The sequence below is a fragment of the Mesorhizobium sp. B2-6-4 genome, assembly GCF_006441495.1.
Lineage (GTDB): Bacteria > Pseudomonadota > Alphaproteobacteria > Rhizobiales > Rhizobiaceae > Mesorhizobium.
The window spans coordinates 142,422-164,008 of record NZ_VFUE01000009.1 but is presented as its reverse complement, the minus strand read 5'-3'; the positions used below and the strand labels follow the sequence as shown (position 1 = coordinate 164,008).

The following is a 21,587-nucleotide window of genomic DNA, read 5'->3' as shown; positions in this document are numbered from 1 at the left end:
CCATGTATCGTAGCCTGTCCAACATCGTGAGTGGCCGGAACACACGGCAGGGCCAATGGGGTCTGCCATTGTTGGTTGCCTTGCTCATTTCGCTGTGGCTGTCGGTTCAGACGACGCAGTTCGCAACGGCCGAAAACCTTTTCAACCTGGTTGCGCAGGCGATGCCGCTGGTCATCGCGGCGGCCGGACAACTCGTCGTCGTGCTCGTCGGCGGGCTCGATCTATCGGTCGGCTCGGTCATCAGTTTCACGACGGCGGTGCTGGCGCTCGACCAGCCGGCGATCGTGCTGATCCCGGCGGTCTTCGTGCTGGCCGCATTCATCGGGCTGATCAACGGCCTGGCGATCACCCGTTTCAACGTCCATCCAATCATCGCCACGCTATCGACGCAATACATTGTCCTTGGCATCACGCGCATCTTGCGTCCCGTCTCCGGCGGCACCGTTCCGGAGATCGTCATTGCTGCCGTTTCAGGCAGTTTCCTCGGTATTCCTTATCCGGTCTTTTGGGGAATCGTCGTGATGCTGTTGGCCTGGAAGCTGCTCTACGGATCGCGGTACGGCCTGCATCTGTTTGCGATCGGCGGCGGCATCGCGTCGGGGGCCGAAAGCGCTGCCCGCAATTTCGGCGTCTCCGATCGCCGCAACATCATCCTCGCCTATGTGGTCTGCTCCTGTTTCGCGGCCGTTGCCGGTGTCTTCCTGGCCGGGCGCATCGTGTCGGGTGATCCAAATGTCGGGTTGCTTTTCGAACTCGACACTGTCACCGCCGTGGCACTTGGAGGCACCCAGCTTTCAGGCGGAATCGGCAGCCTGCACGGCACGGTGATCGGCGCGCTTGTGATGGCACTGCTGGCCAATGGCATGAACCTCGCCAACGTCTCGCCCTTTGTCCAGACGGCGATCAAGGGCGGCATTCTCTTGGCCGTGGTCGGGCTGCAATCCCGCAAGAAGATGGGGCTCTGAGCGATGACTGCCGTTCTCGCAAACCCGATCGCCCGGCGTCTGCTTCGCATACCGCCATCCTACTTTGTCTTCCTCGTGCTTCTGGCCACGCTGTGGATCGCACGGCCGAACATGCTCAACCTCAACATCATGGGCATCTTCGTCAGGCAGATCGTTCCGCTCGGCATCCTCGTGCTGGGGCAACTCGTCGTCATGCGCGTGAAGTCGATCGACCTCTCCGGCGGCGGCATCATCCTGCTGATCAACTATTTCATCTCGTCGGGCAGCTTCCCGGGCGCGTCGCTGCCCTTCTTCGTCGTACTGGCGCTCGCCACGGGCCTCGTCATTGGCCTGTTCAACGGCTTCATGATCGGCATCCGGCGGGTGTCGGCCGTCATAGTCACGCTGGCCGTCAGCATCATCCTGGTCGGACTGGTGCAGTTCCTGTCGAGCGGCAATCCACCCGGCGATGTGCCGAGACTGTTCAACGACCTCTACAACACGAAGTTCCTGTCGGTTCCGACGCCGGTGCTGTTCTGGATCATGCTGACCGCCGCGGTGTGGCTGCTTCTGTCGCAGACAGTGTTTGGTCGTTACGTGGCCTCTGTCGGCGAGAATGCCGAAGCCGCCCATTTTTCCGGCGTGCCGGTCCAGCGCACGGTCATCCTGGCGCATACGCTCGCCGGCCTGATCGCGGCGATCGCGGCCCTGGTACAGACAGGTTCAATCGCCGTCGGCAGCGTGCGCGTCGGTCTCGACCTGCCGATCCTGGCAGTCGCGGCGACGATCCTTGGCGGCGTCGCCTTCGGTCGCGGCGACGGCGGCGTCTGGGGACCTTTCTTCGGCTCGCTGTGCTTCGCGCTTTTGTTCGTCGTGATGACGGTGCTCGGCATCGACGAACCCGGCAAGCTCATCGCCCAGGGCGTCATCATCCTCGGTGCGGCGATCTTCTACGGAGTGCGCGTGCGAACCTCCTGAATCGAAACAAGGCAAGCCGGCACCGGCGTTAGAGCTGGATCGATAGATCTGCACGTTCAGACAACTGCAAACAGATGGAGAAACATGGATGTCACCGCCAAAAAATATCATGTGCTACGGCGACTCGCTGACCTGGGGCTGGGTTCCGGTCAAGGAAGGGTCGCCGACCTACCGCTACCCCTATGACCAGCGCTGGACGGGTGTTATGGCGGCGGCGCTGGGAGCGGGCTACCACATCATCGAAGAAGGTTTGAGTGCGCGCACGACCTGTCTCGACGATCCCAACGACCCGCGCCTCAACGGCGCCAATTACCTGCCCTCTGCCATCGCCAGCCATCTGCCGCTGGATCTGGTCATCGTCATGCTGGGCACCAATGACACGAAATCCTATTTTCGCCGGACACCCTACGAGATCGCCAACGGAATGGCGAAACTGGTCGGGCAGATCCTGACGAGCGCCGGCGGTATCGGCACGCCTTATCCGGCTCCGAAGGCGCTGGTCATCGCGCCGCCGCCGCTGACCCCGATGCCCGATCCCTGGTTCGAGGGCATGTTCGGCGGCGGCCACGAAAAATCCAGGGAGCTGGCCAGGCAGTACAAGGCGATGGCGGATTTCATGAAGATCGACTTTCTGAATGCCGGCGATTTCGTCACCACGGACGGTATCGACGGCATCCATTTCACCGCTGGCAACAACGCCGATCTCGGCCGCGCGGTCGCCGACAAGGTCAAGTCTATTCTTGAGCCAAGCCGCGCCAGCACCGCCGCCTGAAGTCGCGACGCCCGCCGGCTTGCGCAACGGCCGGTTCGCAGGCGTGTCGCATTCTTCCTGTATGCCATTATGGACCCAACGATGAGCCCGGTTCCGTAATTCTGCCCAACACGTTCCGTGGCACTTGACCCACTTGCTTTTATGAAGACGAGCTATCCACTCAAGCCGTTCAACAGGCGCACATTCGAGGTTTGCCTGGGCCGATAGTAAGCTTGGGCTCCTCGTCCTTCACACCGCCTGCACCGCCGCCGCCAATCCTCGTATGATCTTCGCCAGCTCCCTGCACTCATTGTGCAAGGTGCTGTTGCGCCGCCAGGCAAAGCAGATCGTGCGCTGCGGCATGGGTTCCTGGAACGGCACGATCTTGAGATCGGGGATAGTGCCGGCAGGTCCCGTGGCCATTTCCGGGATCAGCGTCACGCCGAGCCCGTGCGCCACCATCTGCAAGAGCGTGGTCAGGCTGGTGGCGCCGTAGCTTGCCATCGCCACCGGCCGCACATTGCCGCAGACAGCCAGTGCCTGTTCGCGCAGGCAATGGCCCTCCTCCAGCAGCATCAGTCTTTCCAGCGCCGGGCTTTCAGGCGGCACCGGCGGCGAGGCGAAAGCCGGATCGCCTGACGGCACGGCCAGGAAAAACCGGTCGGGGAACAAAGCCTCGGTCACCAGGCCGGGATGGTCGAGCGGAAGCGCGGCGATGAAGGCATCGAGCTTTTGCGACGCGATGTCCTCGACGAGCGAGGCGGTCACCGCCTCGCGCAGTTCGAGCAGCAAGTCCGGGAAATGCATTTTCAGCTCGGGCAGCGCACGCGGCAAAAGATAGGGCGCGACGGTCGGGATGATGCCCAGCCGGAAGCGCCCTCCCATGGCAGGGCGGCCACGCCGGGCGATGGTCTCGACCTCGCGTATGTCGGAAAGGATGCGTTCGATGCGCGGCAAAAGGGCTGCCGCCTCGTCGGTCATGCGCACCGATTTGCCGCCGCGTTCGAACAGCCGGCAGTTCAGCCGCTGCTCCATTTCCGCGATCTGCGAGGACAGCGCCGGCTGGCTCACGCCTGCAAGTTTCGCCGCACGCCCGAAATGCAGCGTCTGCGCAAGTGCGTCGAAATAATGCATCTGGCGGACGGTTAGGCCTATCATAAGAAAATCCTATTGAAAGGAACAGGAAAGGCAATTTGTTTTTATCGGCAGGCTGGCCTAGTCTGGAATCATTCCAGGATGGCGGCGCTGGCTGCCCGGAACCCTCGGCAAAAAATTGGAGTGCAAGATGGACGCGAAAACCGACGACAACAGCGCGGGCAACTGCCCTGTCGCGCATGGACCCGGTGCCAGGACCAACCGTGACTGGTGGCCCAACCAACTGGACCTCAGCGTTCTCCACCAGCAGTCGAACCTCTCCGACCCGATGGGCGAGGACTTCGACTATGCCAAGGAATTCGCGAGCCTCGATCTCGACGCGGTGATCAAGGACCTGCACCATGTCATGACGGATTCGCAGGATTGGTGGCCGGCCGACTTCGGCCATTACGGGCCGCTGTTCATCCGCATGGCCTGGCACAGCGCCGGCACCTACCGCATCGGTGACGGCCGCGGCGGCGCCGGCGCCGGCCAGCAGCGTTTCGCACCGCTCAACAGCTGGCCTGACAACGCCAATCTCGACAAGGCGCGCCGCCTGCTGTGGCCGGTCAAGCAGAAATATGGCCGCAAGATTTCCTGGGCCGACCTGCTGATCCTCACCGGCAATGTCGCCCTGGAATCGATGGGCTTCAAGACCTTCGGCTTCGCCGGCGGCCGCGCCGACGTCTGGGAACCCGAGCAGGACGTCGATTGGGGATCGGAAACCAAATGGCTCGACGACGAGCGCTACTCCGGCGACCGCGAGCTTCGCGGCCATCTCGGGGCCGTGCAGATGGGCCTGATCTACGTCAATCCGGAAGGCCCGAACGGCAAGCCTGATCCGCTTGCCTCGGCACGCGACATCAGGGAAACCTTCGGCCGCATGGCGATGAATGACGAGGAGACAGTGGCGCTGATCGCCGGCGGCCACACCTTCGGCAAAACCCACGGCGCCGGCGATGCCTCGCTGGTTGGCGCCGAGCCGGAAGGCGCCGGCATCGAGGCGCAGGGCCTCGGCTGGTCGAGCAAGCACGCGTCGGGCATTGCCGGCGATGCCATCACTTCGGGGCTCGAGGTCACCTGGACCACGACGCCGACCAAATGGAGCAACAACTTCTTCGACAACCTGTTCAATTACGAATGGGAATTGACGAAAAGCCCGGCCGGCGCCCATCAGTGGACGCCTAAGGGCGGCGCAGGTGCCGGCACGGTGCCGGACGCGCATGATCCCTCCAAGCGCCGCGCGCCGGCCATGCTGACCACCGATCTCGCGCTGCGGGTCGACCCGGCTTACGAGAAGATCTCGCGGCGGTTCCACCAGAATCCGGATCAGTTCGCCGATGCCTTCGCCCGCGCCTGGTTCAAGCTCACCCATCGCGATATGGGCCCGGTCGTTCGCTACCTTGGCCCGCTCGTGCCGAAGGAGGAGCTGATCTGGCAGGATCCGATCCCGGCCGTCGACCATGAACTGGTCAGCGAACAGGATATCGCATCGCTGAAGGCCAAGATCCTGGCCTCGGGCCTGTCAGTTTCCGAACTGGTCTCGACCGCCTGGGCTTCGGCCTCGACGTTCAGGGGTTCCGACAAGCGCGGCGGCGCCAATGGCGCCCGTATTCGGCTGGCGCCGCAGAAGGACTGGGACGTCAACCAGCCTGCTGAATTGGCCAAGGTGCTTGCCACGCTCGAATCCATCCAGAAGGCGTTCAACGCGGCACAGACCGGCGGGAAAAAGATCTCGCTGGCCGATCTGATCGTGCTCGGCGGCGTCGCCGCGGTCGAGAAGGCGGCAAAGGATGGCGGCAACGAGGTGAAGGTGCCGTTCACGCCGGGCCGCATGGATGCCTCGCAGGAACAGACCGACGTCGCCTCCTTTGCCGCGCTTGAGCCGAAAGTCGACGGCTTCCGCAACTATGTCCGGGGGCCGCAGCCGATGTCGATCGAGGCGATGCTGGTCGACCGGGCACAGTTGCTGACGCTGACCGCGCCGGAGATGACGGTGCTGGTCGGCGGCCTGCGGGTGCTCGGCGCCAATACCGGCAAGTCCAGGCACGGCGTGTTCACCGACAGGCCGGGCACGCTGACGAACGACTTCTTCGTCAACCTGCTCAGCATGAACACGGTCTGGGATCCGGCCGCCGGTTCGGATGAGATCTACGAAGCGCGCGACCGCAAGACCAAGGCGGTCAGGTGGACCGGTACCCGCGCCGACCTTATCTTCGGCTCGCATGCGCAGCTGCGTGCGCTGTCTGAGGTGTACGGGTCCGCGGATGCCGGGCAGAAATTCGCCAGGGATTTCGTCGCGGCGTGGACCAAGGTGATGAACGCCGACCGGTTCGACATCGCTGCCTGATCCGAGCAAGGACTTCTCGACCCAAGAAAAAGGCGCGGGGCTTGGCCCCGCGCCTTTTTCTTGTCCAGGCTTCCGAAGTCAGTCCTTTTCGAAGACGCGCGCCTTGGCGACGACGCCGGCAATGGCGCCGCCGATCAGCGGCGCGACGATGAACAGCCAGAGCTGGCTGATCGCGGCGCCGCCCGAGAACAGCGCCGGGCCAATGGAACGGGCCGGATTGACCGATGTGCCGGTCACCGGGATCATGGCGAAGTGGATGCCCGCCAGCGTCAGGCCAATGACCAGTCCGGCGAAGGCCGTCGCATGCCTTTCCGCGGTAACGCCGAGGATCACGGTGACGAAGGTGAAGGTGCCGATCAGCTCCCACAGGAACGCGGAAGAGACGCCCCATTTCGTCTCGTCCCAGCCATTGGCGCCGAAGCCGCCAGTGTGTCCCCCGGCCTGGCCGGAGACGATGATCCACAGCGCCAGCGATGCCAGGATGGCGCCGATGATCTGCGCGATCCAGTAGGGGATGACGTCCTTGGCCGGCAACCGGCCGGCAAGGAACACGCCGAGTGTCACAGCCGGGTTGAGATGCGCGCCCGAAATGGGGCCGATCGCGTAAGCGGCCGCGATAAGGCCGATGCCGAAGGCCAGCCCGATGCCTTCCTGCCCGAGCGGCAGCGCGCCGCCGAAGCCACCCGTCACCACCGACGCGGTACCGATGAACACCAACAGAAATGTGCCTAGAACTTCCGCCAGATAAGTCTTCATTGCCATCTCCTCGTGACGATCCGCCGGTCCACGCTTTCCGCGCCGCGAATCATGGCGGCAAGAGTATTCCCAACCGAAAAACTTGGAAAGCTGAGCTGTCGCATCCCTACCGTGCTTGCAGCCGCCAGTTAAGAACATTAGAGAGCTTGCATCTATTGACGATCTGCTGTTGACCTCACCGAAGATTTACTGCTCGAGCGGTTTTCGCCGATCCCAACAGGCGGCTTGCCGTCGCGAGAGGGGGCGGGGTTCAATCTCACCGTGAAAGGCTCTAAGAGCAGACCGAGATGATGCGCTCGATTTGGTGGACTGAAGAATGCGACTAGGCGGACGGCTGGCTGCGGCCATCGAAGTGCTGGAAGACATTGGCCGGCGTCACCGGCCGGTGGCCGATGCGCTGAAGGACTGGGGCCTGTCGCACCGTTTCGCCGGCGGCGGCGATCGTGCGGCGATCGGCAACATCGTCTACGATGCGCTACGCCGCAAGCGCTCGGCAGGCTGGCTGCTGGGCGAGGACACGCCGCGCGCCATCGGCTTCGGCGCCCTGCTGCTCGAATGGGGCCAGACCGCGCGCTCGCTCAACGAAGCGCTCGACGGCGACAAATTCGCGCCGCCGCTGCTGACGGCTACCGAACTCCAGGCAACCGGAGAGCGGCGGGTTGCCGACGCGCCGCCCGCGGTGCGCGCCGACATACCGGATTGGTGCGAGCCGCTTCTGCAACGCGCCTTTGGCGAGGCCTGGGTCGAGGAGGGCGCGGCGCTCGCCACCCGCCCGCCGCTCGACATCCGCGTCAACACTTTGCAGGCCGATCGGGCCAAAGTGCTGGCGGAACTTGCCGAAACCGGCGCCAAGGCAGCCCAAATCGCCCCCCAAGGCATCCGCATACCGCCGATCGACGGCGACGGCCGGCATCCCAACGTGCAGGCCGAGCCGGCTTTCCAGAAGGGCTGGTTCGAAGTCCAGGACGAGGGATCGCAAATCGCCGCCGCTCTTGCCGGCGCCGAGCCTGGAATGCAGGTGCTCGATTTCTGCGCCGGCGCCGGCGGCAAGACGCTGGCGCTGTCGGCGGCGATGGGCAATACGGGTCAGGTCTTCGCCCATGATGCCGAGAAGGCGCGCCTGGCGCCGATCTTCGACCGCATCCGCCGCTCGGAAAACCGCAACGTGCAGATCGTCACCAAGCCGGCGGAATTGTCGCCGCTCACTGGCCATATGGACCTCGTCCTGGTCGACGCGCCTTGCACCGGCAGCGGCACCTGGCGGCGGCGCCCGGATGCCAAATGGCGGCTGACGCAAAGGCAGCTCGACGCCCGCAAGGGCGAGCAGATGGCGATCCTCGATGCCGCAAGCAGCTTCGTCAAGCCGGGTGGCCTGCTAGTCTACGTCACCTGTTCGGTGTTCGACGAGGAGAATGGCGACCAGGTCGCAGCGTTTTGCCAGCGCAATGGCGGTTTTGCCCCGGTCGACCATCGCCGGCTCTGGGACAGCCGTTTTCCCGGCCATGAAACGGCGATGCGGCTCGGCGCGCTGGGCGGTATCTGCCTGTCGCCGGGACTGAGCGGCACCGACGGTTTCTACATCTGCGCGCTGCGTAGGGCTTCCTGAATGGAGCGGAAAGCGGAGCCGTCCTGCGCGCCCTCGAGACCAAATTGCTGCAGTGCAGCATTGGATGATTGCTTGCCGCTCACGCCTCTGCAATAAGCTTTTCCGGCAAAGGTGAAAGCAGCGACGGCCATGGCAGCAAAGATCGTACCCGCTCCGGACTATGAGGACCGCGTCAGGGCGTCCTTCGCGCGCCAGCAGGCGATGGCGACCATCGGCGCCGAATTGACACTGGTGACGCCCGGCATTATCGAAATCGAGATGCCCTATTCGGCCGCACTCACCCAGCAGCACGGTTTCCTGCATGCCGGCGTCATCTCGACCGCGCTGGACTCGGCCTGCGGCTATGCGGCCTTCTCGCTGATGCCGGAGAATTCCGGGGTGCTGACCATCGAATTCAAGGTCAATCTGCTGGCGCCGGGCAGGGGTGAGCGCTTCCTGTTCCGCGGCTCGGTGACCAAGCCCGGCCGCACCATCATCGTCGCCGACGGCCAGGCCTATGCCTTCGCCGCCGACGGCGAAGCCAAGTTGATCGCCACCATGACCGGCACCATGATGACGATGGTGGGCCGCGACGGGATTGCTGGGTGAGTGGCCGGTTCGCCGCAGGCGAATTCATCGTGCCAGTGGCACGATGAAAGGCCACGAACGCCGGGAGCTGCCGCAGGCAGCGGGTCCCGGCGAGCAGGCGGTGAAGACTGCAGGACAGGGAGGAGTAAATCATCATGACCGACAAAGTGTCGCGCCTGTCCGGCAAGGATGTCCTCTTCGTCATGGCGGCGCAGGCCGAATACGGGCCGCATCTACAGCGGCTGTTCACGCCGCTGATGACCGGTGTCGGCCCGGTCGAGGCAGCCGTCCGGCTTGGCGCCGAATTGTCCTGGCTGAAGTCGCAAGATGCGCTGCCGGACCTCGTCGTGTCGCTCGGCTCCGCCGGTAGCCGGACCTTGGAGCAGACGGAGATCTACCAGGCCATCTCGGTCAGCTATCGTGACATCGACGCCTCGCCGCTCGGCTTTGAGAAAGGCGCGACGCCGTTCCTCGACCTGCCGGTTACGGTGCCGCTGCCGTTGCGCATCCCGGGCATAAAGGAGGCGACGCTGTCGACGGGCGGCGCAATCATCACCGGCGCGGCCTTTGACGCCATCGCGGCAGACATGGTCGACATGGAGACCTTCGCCTGCCTGCGCGCCTGCCAACTGTTCGAGGTGCCCCTGATTGGGCTGCGCGGCATTTCCGACGGCGCGGCTGATTTCAGGCATGTCGGCGACTGGACCGAATATCTGCACGTCATCGACGAAAAGCTGGCGGATGCCGTCATGCGCCTCGAACAGGCTATCGGCGCGGGCTTGCTTCGGACGGGTTCTCCTGGTGACGTGGCGGGACCGGTCTGAAAGTCAGGCTCGCAACCCATTGCGCCGACTCGTTTCTTTCTCTAAACGCTCGCCATGAAAACAGCCAATCAACCCGACACCGTCCTGATTGTCGATTTCGGCAGCCAGTTCACCCAGCTCATTGCCCGCCGCATCCGCGAGGCCGGCGTGTTTTCCGAGATCGTGCCGTTCCAGTCGGCCGAGGCGGCATTCAAGCGCATCAATCCAAAAGCCGTGATCCTGTCCGGCGGTCCGGCCTCGACCACGGATATCGGCAGTCCGCGGGCGCCGCAGATCGTCTTCGAGGCCGGCGTGCCGGTGCTCGGCATCTGCTATGGCCAGATGGCCATGTGCGTGCAGATGGGCGGCGTTGCCGAAAGCTCCAATCATCGCGAATTCGGCCGCGCCTTCGTCGAGATCGAGAAGGAAAGTCCGCTGTTCGAGGGCCTCTGGGCAATCGGCCAGCGTCACCAGGTGTGGATGAGCCATGGCGACCGCGTCATCTCCTTGCCCAAGGGGTTCGAGGTGTTCGGCAAGTCGGAAGGCTCGCCCTTCGCCATCTTCGGCAATGTCGAGCGCAAGATGTATGGCATCATGTTCCATCCGGAAGTGGTGCATACGCCCGACGGCGCCCGGCTGCTCAGGAATTTCGTCCACAACATCGCCGGCATCGAGGGCGACTGGACGATGCGCGCCTACCGCGAGCACGCGGTCGAGGCGATCCGCAAGCAGGTCGGCAAGGGCAAGGTCATCTGCGCGCTCTCGGGCGGGGTCGACTCCTCGGTCGCCGCGCTGCTCATCCACGAGGCCGTCGGTGACCAGCTCACTTGCATCCTCGTCGACCATGGCCTGATGCGCAAAGACGAGGCCGCCGGCGTCGTTTCGATGTTCCGCGAACATTACAATTTGCCGCTCATTCTGGTGAACGCGTCGGATCGCTTCATCGGTGCGCTCGAAGGCGAGGCGGATCCCGAGAAGAAACGCAAGACCATTGGCCGGCTCTTCATCGAGGTGTTCGAGGAAGAGGCCAAGAAACTCGGTGGCGCCGATTTCCTGGCGCAAGGCACGCTCTATCCCGACGTCATCGAAAGCGTCTCCTTCACCGGTGGCCCGTCGGTGACGATCAAGTCGCACCACAATGTCGGCGGCCTGCCCGAGCGCATGAACATGAAGCTGGTCGAGCCGCTGCGCGAACTGTTCAAGGACGAGGTCCGCGCACTCGGCAAGGAACTCGGCCTGCCCGAGAGTTTCATCGGCCGCCACCCGTTCCCGGGCCCGGGTCTTGCCATACGCTGCCCCGGCGGCATCACGCGCGAGAAGCTGGAGATCCTGCGCGAAGCCGACGCCATCTATCTCGACGAGATCCGCAAGGCCGGCCTCTATGACGCCATCTGGCAGGCCTTCGCCGTGCTCTTGCCGGTGCAGACGGTCGGCGTCATGGGCGACGGCCGCACCTACGAATTCGTCTGCGCGCTGCGCGCCGTCACCTCGGTCGACGGCATGACGGCAGATTTCTATCACTACGACATGGCCTTCCTGGGCGCCGCCGCCACCCGCATCATCAACGAGGTCCGCGGCATCAACCGCGTGGTCTATGATGTGACGTCGAAGCCGCCGGGAACAATTGAGTGGGAGTGATTCAGGCCCACTCAAACGCCGCCGAAAATACGCCAATCCGCGACGTAACTGTCTGATAACAAATATAAATCCTATCTGGGGCAATCAGCCACAATCGGTGCGCAGAGAAGATCGCCAACCCCGGCTGATGACGCGAACGACGTCTTTGCGCCGTATATCAGTCGAACAGACTTGCTCTGCAAACTTCTGAAAGGGGACATTTGTCCCTGATCGCAGCATAGCAGCATATGACCCTGGCAGTTGCATTGGCCCCTCGAACGCAAGGTCGGCTTTCTAGCCTAAGGCCATCCCGAACGCGGCAGATCCGCTATCGACCGGGTGTTCTCACGCCTCCTGTCTGGCGTGGATATCGGCTCCACCGGGGCCGAAAGCGTGCCGCGCCAAGCACGCGCACTCAGGCCTCTAGTGGTCGAAACGCTTCATCCAAGCAAAGGAATCGGTAGTGGGGCGATATTCGGCGCCGAATGCGCCATCATAGCCGGCGTCCGCGATTGCGCGCAGGAGCCAGCCATAGTCCACCTCGCCGTGATCGGGCTCGCTACGATCCGGTACGGCGGCGAATTGGATATGGCCGATTTTGTCGGAAAATTGCCTTACCGAGTTAAGCAAATCGCCTTGAATGATCTGCATGTGATAGCAGTCGAACATTACCTTTACCGCACCGTCTGTCGCATCGATCACACGCAATGCGGTGGAAAGGTCGGAGAGGAAATAGCCCGGCGCATCGCGCGGGTTCAGGGGCTCGATCAATATGCCGATGTTGTGCCGTGCCGCCGCCTTCGAAGCGTACCGCAAATTGCCGGTGAACGTCGCGAAGGCTTCGTCGCCGATTGCCTTTCCTGCCATCACATGGATGTTGCGGCAGCCTGTTACGGCTGCCCATTGAACCGCCTGGTCGATCGCCGCGCGCGCTTCCGTTTCACGGCCCGGCAGCGCGGAGAGACCGAAATCACCCGCCCCAACATCCCCCCGGGCCGTGTTGATGCCAAGCAGCGGAAGACCGGTTTCGGCGAGCAGCGCCGCGACCACCGATGCGTCGGTATCGTACGGCCAATGCATCTCGACCGCCGCGAAACCGCGCCGCTTGGCCGAGCGGATCGCATCCGGAAGCGATAGGTCACGAAAGAGAAATCCCAGATTGGCCGAAAGTTGCATCAGTCGTCCCACTCCACGTCAAAGTGTTCCACCAACTCGCGAATTTGCGGAACCGCGAGGATCCTGGGCCGCAAGCCCTGGGTGAGAAGCGTGAGCTTGGCCGTTTCCTCAAGTTCCTCCATCGCGTAGGCGGCGGCTTCGAGATCCTTGCCGGCGACGACGGGTCCGTGGTGGGCCAGCAATACGGCCGACCGTTTCCCGGCGAGTCCGCGCACGGCGTCTCCCATCGCCGGATCGCCGGGCCGGATGTAGGGCAGCAGTTTCACCTTTCCCAGCCGCATGATCGAATAGGCCGTCAGCGGCTTGAAGACGCTGTCGGGATCGATGTCGGGCAGAAGCGAAACCGCGACGGAATGGGTCGAATGAAGATGGACGACCGCTCCGGTGCGCGCGCCGCGTGTCTCGTAGAACGCCTGATGCAGCGGCATCTCCTTCGTCGGCTTGTCGCCGTCCAGGAACCGTCCCTCGGCGTCGAAGAGCGACAGGCGGGCGGGGTCGAGCGCGCCAAAGGACGATCCTGTCGGCGTGACGAGCAGCCGACCGTCGCCGAGGCGGGCGGAGATGTTCCCCGAGCTTCCCGCAGTGAGGCCGCGCGCGAACATGGACGCAGCGATGCTGCACATCTGATCCCTGAGTCTTGTTTCATCGCTCATCGTAGAACGCCTCCCGTAAGGACGTCGGCTGCCTTTTCGAAGAACCCGGCCGAACCGAAATTGCCCGATTTAAGGGCGAGCACCATATCCGGGTCACGGGCCTTCAACGCCGGAACACCGGGGTCGATCTCGGGTCCGATCTCGAATGACGAAATGTTGAGCGCTGATACGACGGCCCCCGATGTCTCGCCGCCCGCCGTAACCAGCCGGCGTACGCCACGCGCCGAAAGCTGACGCGCCAGTTCGCCGAAAAAACCTTCAACCGCCGTCGCGACGCGCTCCTTCCCGTAGCGGTTCTGTGCGGCGGCGACGGCTTCGGGCTCGGCCGACGAGAACACCAGTGGCAAGCCGTGGTGCTGGCGGTCGATCGCCCACTCGGCATATTCAACAGGATTGGCCGTGCCGTCCACGACTGCATCCACCTCCACAACGCGCGTCGGATGGCTTTTCCGGTGCTCGGCAATCTGGCGCCGGCTCATGGTCGAGCACGAACCGCAAAGCGCGGCCGCCGGCCCCTGTATTCCCATCCAATGCGTGGCCGCCGTGCCGATCAACCCGGCCCGACGAAAGTTGGCCGGAAGTCCAAGGGCGATTCCCGAACCGCCGCTGAGCAGGATATCCGCTTCGGCAGCCTCGCCAATGGCGACAAGATCCTTGTCCAGAATGGCATCGACCACGACGTAGCGAGAGCCGCTGGCAGATGCCGCCTCCAGAGCATCCCTGATCGGGAGGGGGCCTCCCGCTACGACATCGTAGGGGACATGGCCGATCCCGCGCGCGGTCTGTCGCGCAAGCCAACGCCGCAGATCGGGATCCGTCATCGGCGTAAGCGGATGTTTCTCCATGCCGGATTCACTCAACAGCCGATCGTTGACGAAAAGATGCCCCTGGTAGATCGACCGGCCGGTTGCGGGAAACGCCGGACAGACGATCGCGCGTGCCGCTCCCAACGCGTCGCCAAGAGCGTCCAGCACGGGACCGATATTGCCTTCGGGCGTCGAGTCGAATGTCGAGCAGTACTTGAACAGATATTGGCGGCAGCCTTGGCGTCGAAGCCACTCCAACGCCGCGAGCGACTGCTTCACCGCCTCCGAGGCGGATATCGTTCTGGTCTTCAGGGCAACGACGCCCGCGTCGACCGAGCGGTCGGAGGCGGTGTTGGGAACGCCGTTGTACTGGACCGTGCGCATGCCCCCCTTGGCAAGCGTGTTGGCCAGGTCGGAAGACCCGGTGAAATCATCGCCTATGCAGCCCAGAAGCATCGGAATTTCCCAGTTTCAACTTTCACGGAACTTTGGCGACCATGCCCTAACGGTTAAGGGATGGTCTTCGGGGCGTCGTCCGCCAGGTAAACCGCGATCAGTTCGTCGACCGTGCTTTCGGCCACAAAGCCCAGACTGGTGGCCAGCCTGGGCGTGAAGGATTTCGGCCACCCGGCAATAATGGCCTCGATCGCCTCGTCCGGCGTGCGGTCTATCAACGCCTCGGCTTCGGCCCCTGCCACGCGGCGGAGCGCGGCAATCTGGTCGGAGACCGTGGCCGCGACACCCGGCATGTTCAGCGTGCGCCGGGCGCCCAGCGCGGATGTATCGAGCATCGCGGCATGGATGAGGAAGGCTACCGCCGAGCGCGGGCTCGCCAGCCAATGCTTGACGGTCTCCTTCACCGGCAGCACGGAGCGCTGCCCGGCGAGTGGCTCGCGCAGGATGCCGGAGAAGAAGCCCGAGGCTGCCGCGTTGGGAGTGCCGGGCCGAATGACGATCGTCGGCAGGCGTATCCCGACGCCGTCGAGGAAGCCGCGGCGCGAGTAGTCGGCCAGCAACAGCTCGGATATCGCCTTCTGGGTGCCGTAGCTGGTCAGCGGGGCAAGGATGTAGTCGTCGGGAATAGGGTCGGGCAGAGGCGCGCCATAGACAGCAACCGAGGAGGTGAACACCAGCCTGGGGATATATTTCCGCCGGGTTCCTTCCAGCCGGATCGCCTCGAAAAGAGCGCGCGTGCCGTCCATATTGATGCGATAGCCCTTCTCGAAATCGCGTTCCGCTTCGCCGGACACGATGGCCGCGAGATGGAAGATCACATCCGCGCGGCGCGCGGCCAGATCCTGCGCTGCGCCGGGAGCGGAAATATCGGCGGCAATGGCTTCGACAAAACCTATGTCACCGGTTGGCACCGGCGGCTTCGTCACGTCCGCCAGCGTCATCCGGTCGATCTTTCGATCTCCAAGCGATGCTGTCCGCGAAAGCTCGGCCGCGAGTTTGCGGCCGATCATTCCACCAGCGCCGATGATGAGTATATGCATGGATGCTCCGTTCTCTTCCGGGACTGGTTTGTGATGCCGCTTCAGACCTGCCTGAGCGCGCGCACGACTGCGTAGGCTTCGAGCGACAGGGTTTGCGTTCCGTCATGCGTCAGCCGATCGAGCAGATCCGGTTGGCGCGATGCCGCGACGAAAGATGAGGCGTCAAGAATTGCAGCGCGCGCGAAGCCTTCGGGGAGGCGCACCTCCAGCGCGTTGGGCGAGGGGTTGCATAACCACAGCTCGGTGCCTTTTTCGGTAACCGCCGCGATCCCTCGCACTGCGCCAGGGACCGACGATCGCAGCGGACGGAGCGGGCAGCCTTTGAGCTTCGCCAGGCCTCGCACGATGTGCCAGACAGGATAGAGCTCGCCCTTGCCTTCGAACCAGGGCTGCGGAAACGACGTCGGCACGGAGAGGACGCCGAACGGGCCGACCGCGGCGCCGAGCGCGATGGCCGCCGCGCCGCCTTCCGCGAAGGCGGCGAAGTAGCCGAGGTTCCAGGCCGCTCCCATGACGCCCCGCTGGCGCGGATCATTGAAATTGACCGCCTGCCGGATGTTGGCGGGATTGGCGACCGGCGCTTCACCATAGGGATTGTCGCGCAACCCGATTGCGGACGGCCCAACGGAATATGGGCGGCCCTTGGCGATCGCCGGCACGGTCCTGGCAATATGCGGCAGGCATTCGAGCGTCTCCATCAAGGAGCGGTCGTCACCAGCGTGGAAGATCGCCGCCGTCGTGAATGTCACGAGGTCTATAGCCTCGGCCGGGGGACGTTTGCGGTTGAGCTCGGTGAAGAAGCTGAACATGCCTCCGCCGATGCGAGATCCGGGGAAGGCCGCGCGCGCGGCCGTATAGAGCTTCGCCGCATCCGGCGCTGGCGGCCAGATGCTGCCGGGCAGCGTGCATTTGAGATCGGGTGCGGGCGACACCAGAACCGTCGTGAAGCGATGATCGAGCCTCGCGGCCATCTTGCCCAGGGAGTCGATTTCCGCCGCGGCGCCAGCATCGTCGACGTGCTCGACCACGGCTTCGAGCCAGGGTTGAGCGCCCATTGCGACGGCGACCTCGACCTGCCTCGCCAGCGTTTCGGCATCATGGCCGCGCCGCGGATCGTGATGGCAGATAACATGGGCAACGCCGAGCTGGTGCAGCGTGTCGAGATGCCGCAATGCGGCCGAAGCATCCTCGGGCTGGAGCCCGATGCCGAGAGGGGGCATTGCGTCCGCCGCCTCGCCGAGCGTCAGGGCGGCGATGCCTCCCGCCTGACGCGACGGACCCTTGGGAGAGCCCTTGACGGTCAGGGTGATCTTCTGTTCGACGACCTCGCCGGGCTCGATCCTGTACGGCCAGGGCAGAGCGAGGGGACGAACATAGGTCTTGTAGGAGGCGTCGGTCCAGTTCCGCTGGTCCTCCATCTCGAACGCGTCGCCCTCCATAAGGCAGCTGACCTCCAGCCCGCCGGGAGTACGGTGCGAGATTTCACGCAGATCCATCATCGGCTGCACCGGATCGATCTCCACAGGAAACCGTGTCTCGACCCTCTCGCCGCTTGTGTGCGTGATCGTGGCGGCCGCGCCGCTTATGCCCTCTATGGGATGCAGGACGACAAAGCCGGTCCGGTTCGTGAGAAGCCCGGTCGGCGTGGTTCCGCGAGCCGAATAGGTCAGAACGCCTGCCGCGGTACCAGCGATGCCCACGTCATAGCCGAAGGTCTCGCCTTTGCTGGCAACGCTTGCGCGATAGGCCACATGAAAGCGATCGTCGTCCTTTTCGACGACCAGGTCGGTGATCTTCGGAATGAGCGTCGCCCAGTCCTTGTCGCGGACCACGAACGAGATTGCGCGGATCACCTCTTCGCCATGCATGCGGCAGTCGCGCAGGTTCGCGCCGTCGAAAAGCACGCTGAGGGGCCCGGCGCTCAGTAGCCGCTCCTCTGCCGGTAGTTCTTCCGTGCCGTAGAGGCGGACGGCTCGGGAAGGATCGGACTGTGCCATAGGATTCTCCCGGTCTCAAACGCGGCGCGATTTCCAGGTGATGAGGCGCTCGGCCAGCAAGGCGAGGATGATGATGGCGCCGATGGCGGTCCCCTGCCAGAACGGCGAGACGCCGAGCAGGTTGAGGCCATTGCGGATCATCACCATGATCAGAACCCCCATCAGCGTGCCGAATATCGTGCCTCGTCCGCCGTAGAGGCTCGCGCCACCGATGACCACGGCCGCGATGGCGTCGAGTTCAAGCTGGTTCCCCCCGATCGGGTCAGCCGACATGATCTGCGCCAGCGAAAAGGTCATCGCCGTCGCCGAAAGGGCACCGGACGCCACGTAGGGAAAGATCGAGTAGAAGAGGGTGTTGAGGCCGGCCGCCCGGGCGGCTTCGATGTTCGAGCCGACCGCGTAGATGGTTCGCCCGCCCTTGGAATATGTCAGCCACGCCCAGGTGGCGAGGTAGAGCGCGATGAGGAAGATGACGTTGGCGGGGATGCCCAGCAGGTTCGTGTAGACGATATTCTGCAGCCCTATGGGCAGTCCCGAAATCGAGCGCTGTCCCGACACGATATAGGCGAGACTGCGCCCCATCGCCATGACCCCGAGCGTCACCACGAAGGGCGCCAGGCCGAACACTGCGATGAGAACGCCGGAGAAAAGCCCAATCAGGGCGCCGCAACCTATGGCGAGCGCGATCGCCACCGGAATGGGGAATTCCTTCAGGAGTAGGGCGAGGATGATGCCGGTCACGCCCGCGACCGACCCGACGGAAAGGTCGATGCCGCCAGTCAGGATCACCAGGGTCATGCCGACGGCAACTATGCCAAGCACCACCGATTGGTCGAGTATGTTGAACATGTTCCGCTCGGTGAAGAAGTGCGGCGAGATGAACGACAGGATCACCGCAAGCACCATGGCGAGGCAGAGCATCCGGAACTCAAGCGTGCTGGCGAATCTGGGCATCGCAAAGGATCGTGTGGGCGCGTTCATGCGTCGATCTTTTCGTCTTGAGGTGTATCGAACAGGCCGGCGATCCGGGCCGACAGGGCCCCGGCGTCCGGCAGCCTGGAGCCGGCCGGCAGGCTGAGCCCGATCCATCCCAGATCGTGCCCTCGGCGATTGGACAGTGGTGCAAGCAAGGTAGAGCGGCCGTCATTCTCGGTCACGATGCCGGGTTGACGCCTTCCAAGCGCGAGGGGGATTGCCGTCTCCTGCGCAAGATAGACATGCCCGGCCGCGAGTCCCATCGTTGCACCCGGCGTACCCTCGGCGAGGGCGAGGCAGACAAACCGGTCGTCATCGATCAGCCCCCAGAATGCCGTGCCGCCATGGCCGGCGACAAGATCGCGCAGGAATGCCGTGTTGCGCTCGGCTGAGCTTCGGGGCGCGGCGAGCAGCGTCAGGCTCTCTTCGCTCAGTCGCGAGGCGGGCAGGTCGGCGATGGTATAGCCGTCACTCACCACGACGACCCGCTCGCAGATCCCCAGTAATTCCTGGAAATCCGAGGAGATCACGACTACGGCTATCCCCCTTTCGGCCACCTCGCGCAGCAGTTCGTAGATTGCCTGGCGTGTCCCTATGTCGACGCCTTTCGTAGGCTCGTCGAGGATGAGCACTTCGGGCTCGATCAGCAGCCAGCGCGCGATAATGATCTTCTGCTGCATGCCGCCGGAGAAGTGCAGAAGGTTTGCATCCATGCGGTCGGTCGGAAGGTCGAGACGCGAAATCAGCTCGCTGGCCTGCTTGCGGCGCGCCGAATGGCCTCGCCCGAAACCCCTGTGCTTGCCCATCTGGGCGAGGAAGAGATTTTCGCCGACCGTCATGTCGGGCACGATGTTCTGGGCCCGCCGGTCCTCGGCGACCATTCCGAGACCGGCGCGGATTGCCGCGATAGGGCTGTTGGGGGCAATCTCCTTGCCGCCGACAAGGACGCGCCCGCGGCTGCGGTGGCGCAGTCCGAATATCGCTTCGGCGCTCTCCGAGCGTCCAGCTCCGACAAGCCCGCCGAGGCCGAGAATTTCACCCCTGCGCACCGTGAACGAGACGTCACGCACGAAAGGCGGGGCTTTGAGCCCAATTACCTCCAGAGCCACCGGCTGCTCGTTAGTGGTCACTCGCGAGACGGCCTTTCGATACACATTTCCGATGTCGCGTCCCACCATGTGGCGGATGACGTCGGCCTGCGTGAGCCCCGCCGTAGGCACGCTTTCGGCCACGGTCTTGCCCTCGCGCAGGATTGTGACGCGATCGGTGACTGCGAAGACCTCCTCAAGCCGATGCGACACGAAGGCGAGTGCCTTCCCGCTGTTTTTCAGCCGTCCCATAATCTCGAACAGCCGGTCAACCTCGATCGGCGAGAGGGAGGCCGTCGGCTCGTCGAAGATGACAAGATCGGCGTTGAGGGCCAGCGCCTTGGCTATTTCGACGAGTTGGCGTTGCGCTGCCGAGAGCCGGCGCACCTCGATGTCGAGTGGCAGTACGTGGTCGTGGCCAAGTTCCGACAGGATGGTCTGCGCCCTGTGTCGCAACTGGCTGAAAGACAGACGGCCCGGCATCGCGTAGCTGGGTAGGAAGATATTCTCCAGCACGCTCATGTCGGGCGCCAGACTGGTTTCCTGTGCCACGAGGGCAATGCCGGAACGCAGCGCGTCGCGCGCGGATCCGACGGTCAAGGGAGCACCCTTGAAGAGTATCTCGCCCGATGAAGGCGGCAGGTGTCCGCAAACGATCCGTGACAGCGTCGATTTTCCCGCGCCGTTCGCGCCCAGCAATCCGCAGATCTCGTACCGGCAGAGCGCTATCGACGCGTTGCTGAGCGCGTAGGCGTTCCCAAACAGGCGGGTGACGCCACGAGCCACGAGAAGCGGCTCGGGAATCTTGCTGCTGTCTACCATCCGAGGACACACTCCAAGTGGTACGAATAAAGCGTCCGGGGGAGGGTGCCCCCGGACGGCCTATGTCGGCCAGGCCCCGATTACATCTCGTTGGCGAAGACCGTTTCCTTGATGGTTGGAAGCTCCTGCTCGATGTTCTTGCTGGTCACGATCTTGATCGGCACGAGGATTTTCTTTTCGGGAGTCTTGCCGCCGAGATGGTCGACCATCGCGCGTCCCGATTCCTGCCCCATCAGATATGGCTGCTGCATGCCCGAAACGACCAGTTCGCCCGACTGCAGCAACGGCACGAATTCCGGCACGCCGTCGAATCCGGCAACCAGCACGTCGCCGGTGAGGCGGGCCGCCTTGATTGCCTGCAACGCGCCCAGCGTCGGGCCGTCGGTCTGGACGAAGAGGCCCTTCATGTCCGGATTCGCGGTCGTCATATCCTGCGTGAACTTGAAGGTTTCGTCCGCGGTGTAGGTCTGCATCTGCTGCAGCCCGGCTTCCTTGGTGATGCCAGCCTCTGTCATCGCGTCCTTGAAGCCCTTGGTGCGGGCCTGGCCGTTGAGGCGGGCCTGGCTGATGCCGACAATGCCCACGCTGCCGTCCTGCTTGCCGGCGGCCTTCATTGCCTCGGCCAGCGCTTTGCCGACGCCGTTCGCGCCCTGATAATTGTCAGAGATGATGAAGGACACATAGTCGCCGCTGTCCGTGCCGATGTCGGCGATGACCACGGGAATGTTTGCCTGCTTGGCGAGATCGAGCACGGCCGGCGCGGTTGAACTGTCTGTCGGAGAGATGATGATCCCGGCGACGCCGCGGGCGATCGCGTCCTTGGCATTTTTAAGCTGGGTCTGGGCATTGTTGCCCGAATCCAGCGCCTGATAGGTGTAGCCTCCCTTGGTTGCGACATTCTCGATGCCCTTGGAGAGGTATCGCCAGAAGGCAAGATCAAGGCCTGGAGTCAGATAGACCAACTCCTTGGATTCGGCGAGAGCGGCGGTCGCCGTCCCGGCAATGCCGGTCAGCGCGACAACGCCCGCGAGGGCTGCGGTGGCAAAAAGGCGTCTTGTCAGCATGGGA

18 protein-coding genes are annotated in these 21,587 nt (G+C 63.8%); 8 read left to right on the top strand and 10 right to left on the bottom strand.

The window, feature by feature from the left end; all coding sequences use genetic code 11:
- Positions 1–2: 2 nt before the first annotated feature.
- The 3 genes from FJ426_RS14550 to FJ426_RS14540 all read left to right on the top strand — a co-directional run bounded on the left by FJ426_RS14550 (position 3) and on the right by FJ426_RS14540 (position 2,694).
- The gene (locus FJ426_RS14550; RefSeq protein ID WP_140515064.1) at positions 3–965 is read left to right on the top strand and encodes an ABC transporter permease; all 963 of its coding nucleotides are present in this window, start codon (positions 3–5) and stop codon (positions 963–965) included.
- Positions 966–968: 3 nt separating this feature from the next.
- A complete protein-coding gene (locus tag FJ426_RS14545) occupies positions 969–1,922 on the top strand; it encodes an ABC transporter permease (protein ID WP_140560419.1) in 954 nt (317 codons plus the stop codon).
- 88 nt (positions 1,923–2,010) lie between these two features.
- The gene (locus FJ426_RS14540) at positions 2,011–2,694 is read left to right on the top strand and encodes an SGNH/GDSL hydrolase family protein (RefSeq protein ID WP_140498341.1); all 684 of its coding nucleotides are present in this window, start codon (positions 2,011–2,013) and stop codon (positions 2,692–2,694) included.
- 228 nt (positions 2,695–2,922) lie between these two features.
- Here the strand turns inward: FJ426_RS14540 and FJ426_RS14535 are convergent, their stop codons facing one another.
- Positions 2,923–3,831 carry a hydrogen peroxide-inducible genes activator gene (locus FJ426_RS14535; protein ID WP_140498340.1) on the bottom strand — a complete coding sequence of 303 codons (909 nt, stop codon included), beginning with the start codon at positions 3,829–3,831 and terminating at the stop codon, positions 2,923–2,925.
- 127 nt (positions 3,832–3,958) lie between these two features.
- Here FJ426_RS14535 and katG point away from each other — a divergent pair, with 127 nt between their 5' ends.
- A complete protein-coding gene (gene katG / locus FJ426_RS14530) occupies positions 3,959–6,157 on the top strand; it encodes a catalase/peroxidase HPI (protein WP_140672389.1) in 2,199 nt (732 codons plus the stop codon).
- Between the two features lie 78 nt (positions 6,158–6,235).
- Here the strand turns inward: katG and FJ426_RS14525 are convergent, their stop codons facing one another.
- Positions 6,236–6,913, bottom strand: coding sequence for an MIP family channel protein (locus FJ426_RS14525; RefSeq protein ID WP_140498338.1), 678 nt, complete (start codon positions 6,911–6,913; stop codon positions 6,236–6,238).
- A gap of 316 nt (positions 6,914–7,229) precedes the next feature.
- On the opposite strand from FJ426_RS14525, the gene FJ426_RS14520 reads away from it, so the two are divergent.
- The 4 genes from FJ426_RS14520 (at position 7,230) to guaA (ending at position 11,527) form a co-directional block, all read left to right on the top strand.
- Entirely contained in the window at positions 7,230–8,519 is a 1,290-nt protein-coding gene (locus FJ426_RS14520) for an RsmB/NOP family class I SAM-dependent RNA methyltransferase (RefSeq protein WP_140560421.1), read from the top strand.
- 129 nt (positions 8,520–8,648) lie between these two features.
- A complete protein-coding gene (locus FJ426_RS14515) occupies positions 8,649–9,107 on the top strand; it encodes a PaaI family thioesterase (protein WP_027146613.1) in 459 nt (152 codons plus the stop codon).
- Between the two features lie 134 nt (positions 9,108–9,241).
- On the top strand, positions 9,242–9,910 hold the full coding sequence (locus FJ426_RS14510; protein ID WP_140560422.1) for a 5'-methylthioadenosine/S-adenosylhomocysteine nucleosidase: 669 nt from the start codon (positions 9,242–9,244) through the stop codon (positions 9,908–9,910).
- A gap of 54 nt (positions 9,911–9,964) precedes the next feature.
- Positions 9,965–11,527 (top strand): glutamine-hydrolyzing GMP synthase, encoded by a 1,563-nt coding sequence (gene guaA, locus FJ426_RS14505; RefSeq protein WP_140498335.1) that lies wholly within the window; start codon positions 9,965–9,967, stop codon positions 11,525–11,527.
- A 402-nt stretch (positions 11,528–11,929) separates the two neighbouring features.
- Here guaA and FJ426_RS14500 read toward each other — a convergent pair whose 3' ends face one another.
- From FJ426_RS14500 to FJ426_RS14465, 8 genes are all read right to left on the bottom strand, one after another.
- On the bottom strand, positions 11,930–12,682 hold the full coding sequence (locus tag FJ426_RS14500) for a TIM barrel protein (RefSeq protein ID WP_140560423.1): 753 nt from the start codon (positions 12,680–12,682) through the stop codon (positions 11,930–11,932).
- Positions 12,682–13,335, bottom strand: coding sequence for a 3-oxo-tetronate 4-phosphate decarboxylase (otnC, locus tag FJ426_RS14495; RefSeq protein ID WP_140560424.1), 654 nt, complete (start codon positions 13,333–13,335; stop codon positions 12,682–12,684). The genes FJ426_RS14500 and otnC overlap by 1 nt, the downstream gene beginning before the upstream one ends.
- Complete coding sequence (gene otnK / locus FJ426_RS14490; protein WP_140560425.1) at positions 13,332–14,597, bottom strand: 3-oxo-tetronate kinase; 1,266 nt, start codon at positions 14,595–14,597, stop codon at positions 13,332–13,334. Before otnK ends, otnC begins: the two co-directional genes overlap by 4 nt.
- Positions 14,598–14,650: 53 nt before the next feature.
- On the bottom strand, positions 14,651–15,637 hold the full coding sequence (gene denD / locus FJ426_RS14485; protein WP_140560426.1) for a D-erythronate dehydrogenase: 987 nt from the start codon (positions 15,635–15,637) through the stop codon (positions 14,651–14,653).
- Positions 15,638–15,678: 41 nt separating this feature from the next.
- Positions 15,679–17,634: a hypothetical protein gene (locus FJ426_RS14480; RefSeq protein WP_140825238.1), complete on the bottom strand. Its 1,956-nt coding sequence runs from the start codon at positions 17,632–17,634 to the stop codon at positions 15,679–15,681.
- 15 nt (positions 17,635–17,649) lie between these two features.
- The gene (locus tag FJ426_RS14475; protein WP_246675544.1) at positions 17,650–18,588 is read right to left on the bottom strand and encodes an ABC transporter permease; all 939 of its coding nucleotides are present in this window, start codon (positions 18,586–18,588) and stop codon (positions 17,650–17,652) included.
- 23 nt (positions 18,589–18,611) lie between these two features.
- Positions 18,612–20,519: a sugar ABC transporter ATP-binding protein gene (locus FJ426_RS14470; protein WP_140515078.1), complete on the bottom strand. Its 1,908-nt coding sequence runs from the start codon at positions 20,517–20,519 to the stop codon at positions 18,612–18,614.
- An 80-nt stretch (positions 20,520–20,599) separates the two neighbouring features.
- On the bottom strand, positions 20,600–21,583 hold the full coding sequence (locus FJ426_RS14465; RefSeq protein ID WP_140498327.1) for a substrate-binding domain-containing protein: 984 nt from the start codon (positions 21,581–21,583) through the stop codon (positions 20,600–20,602).
- Between the last annotated feature and the right edge of the window lie 4 nt (positions 21,584–21,587).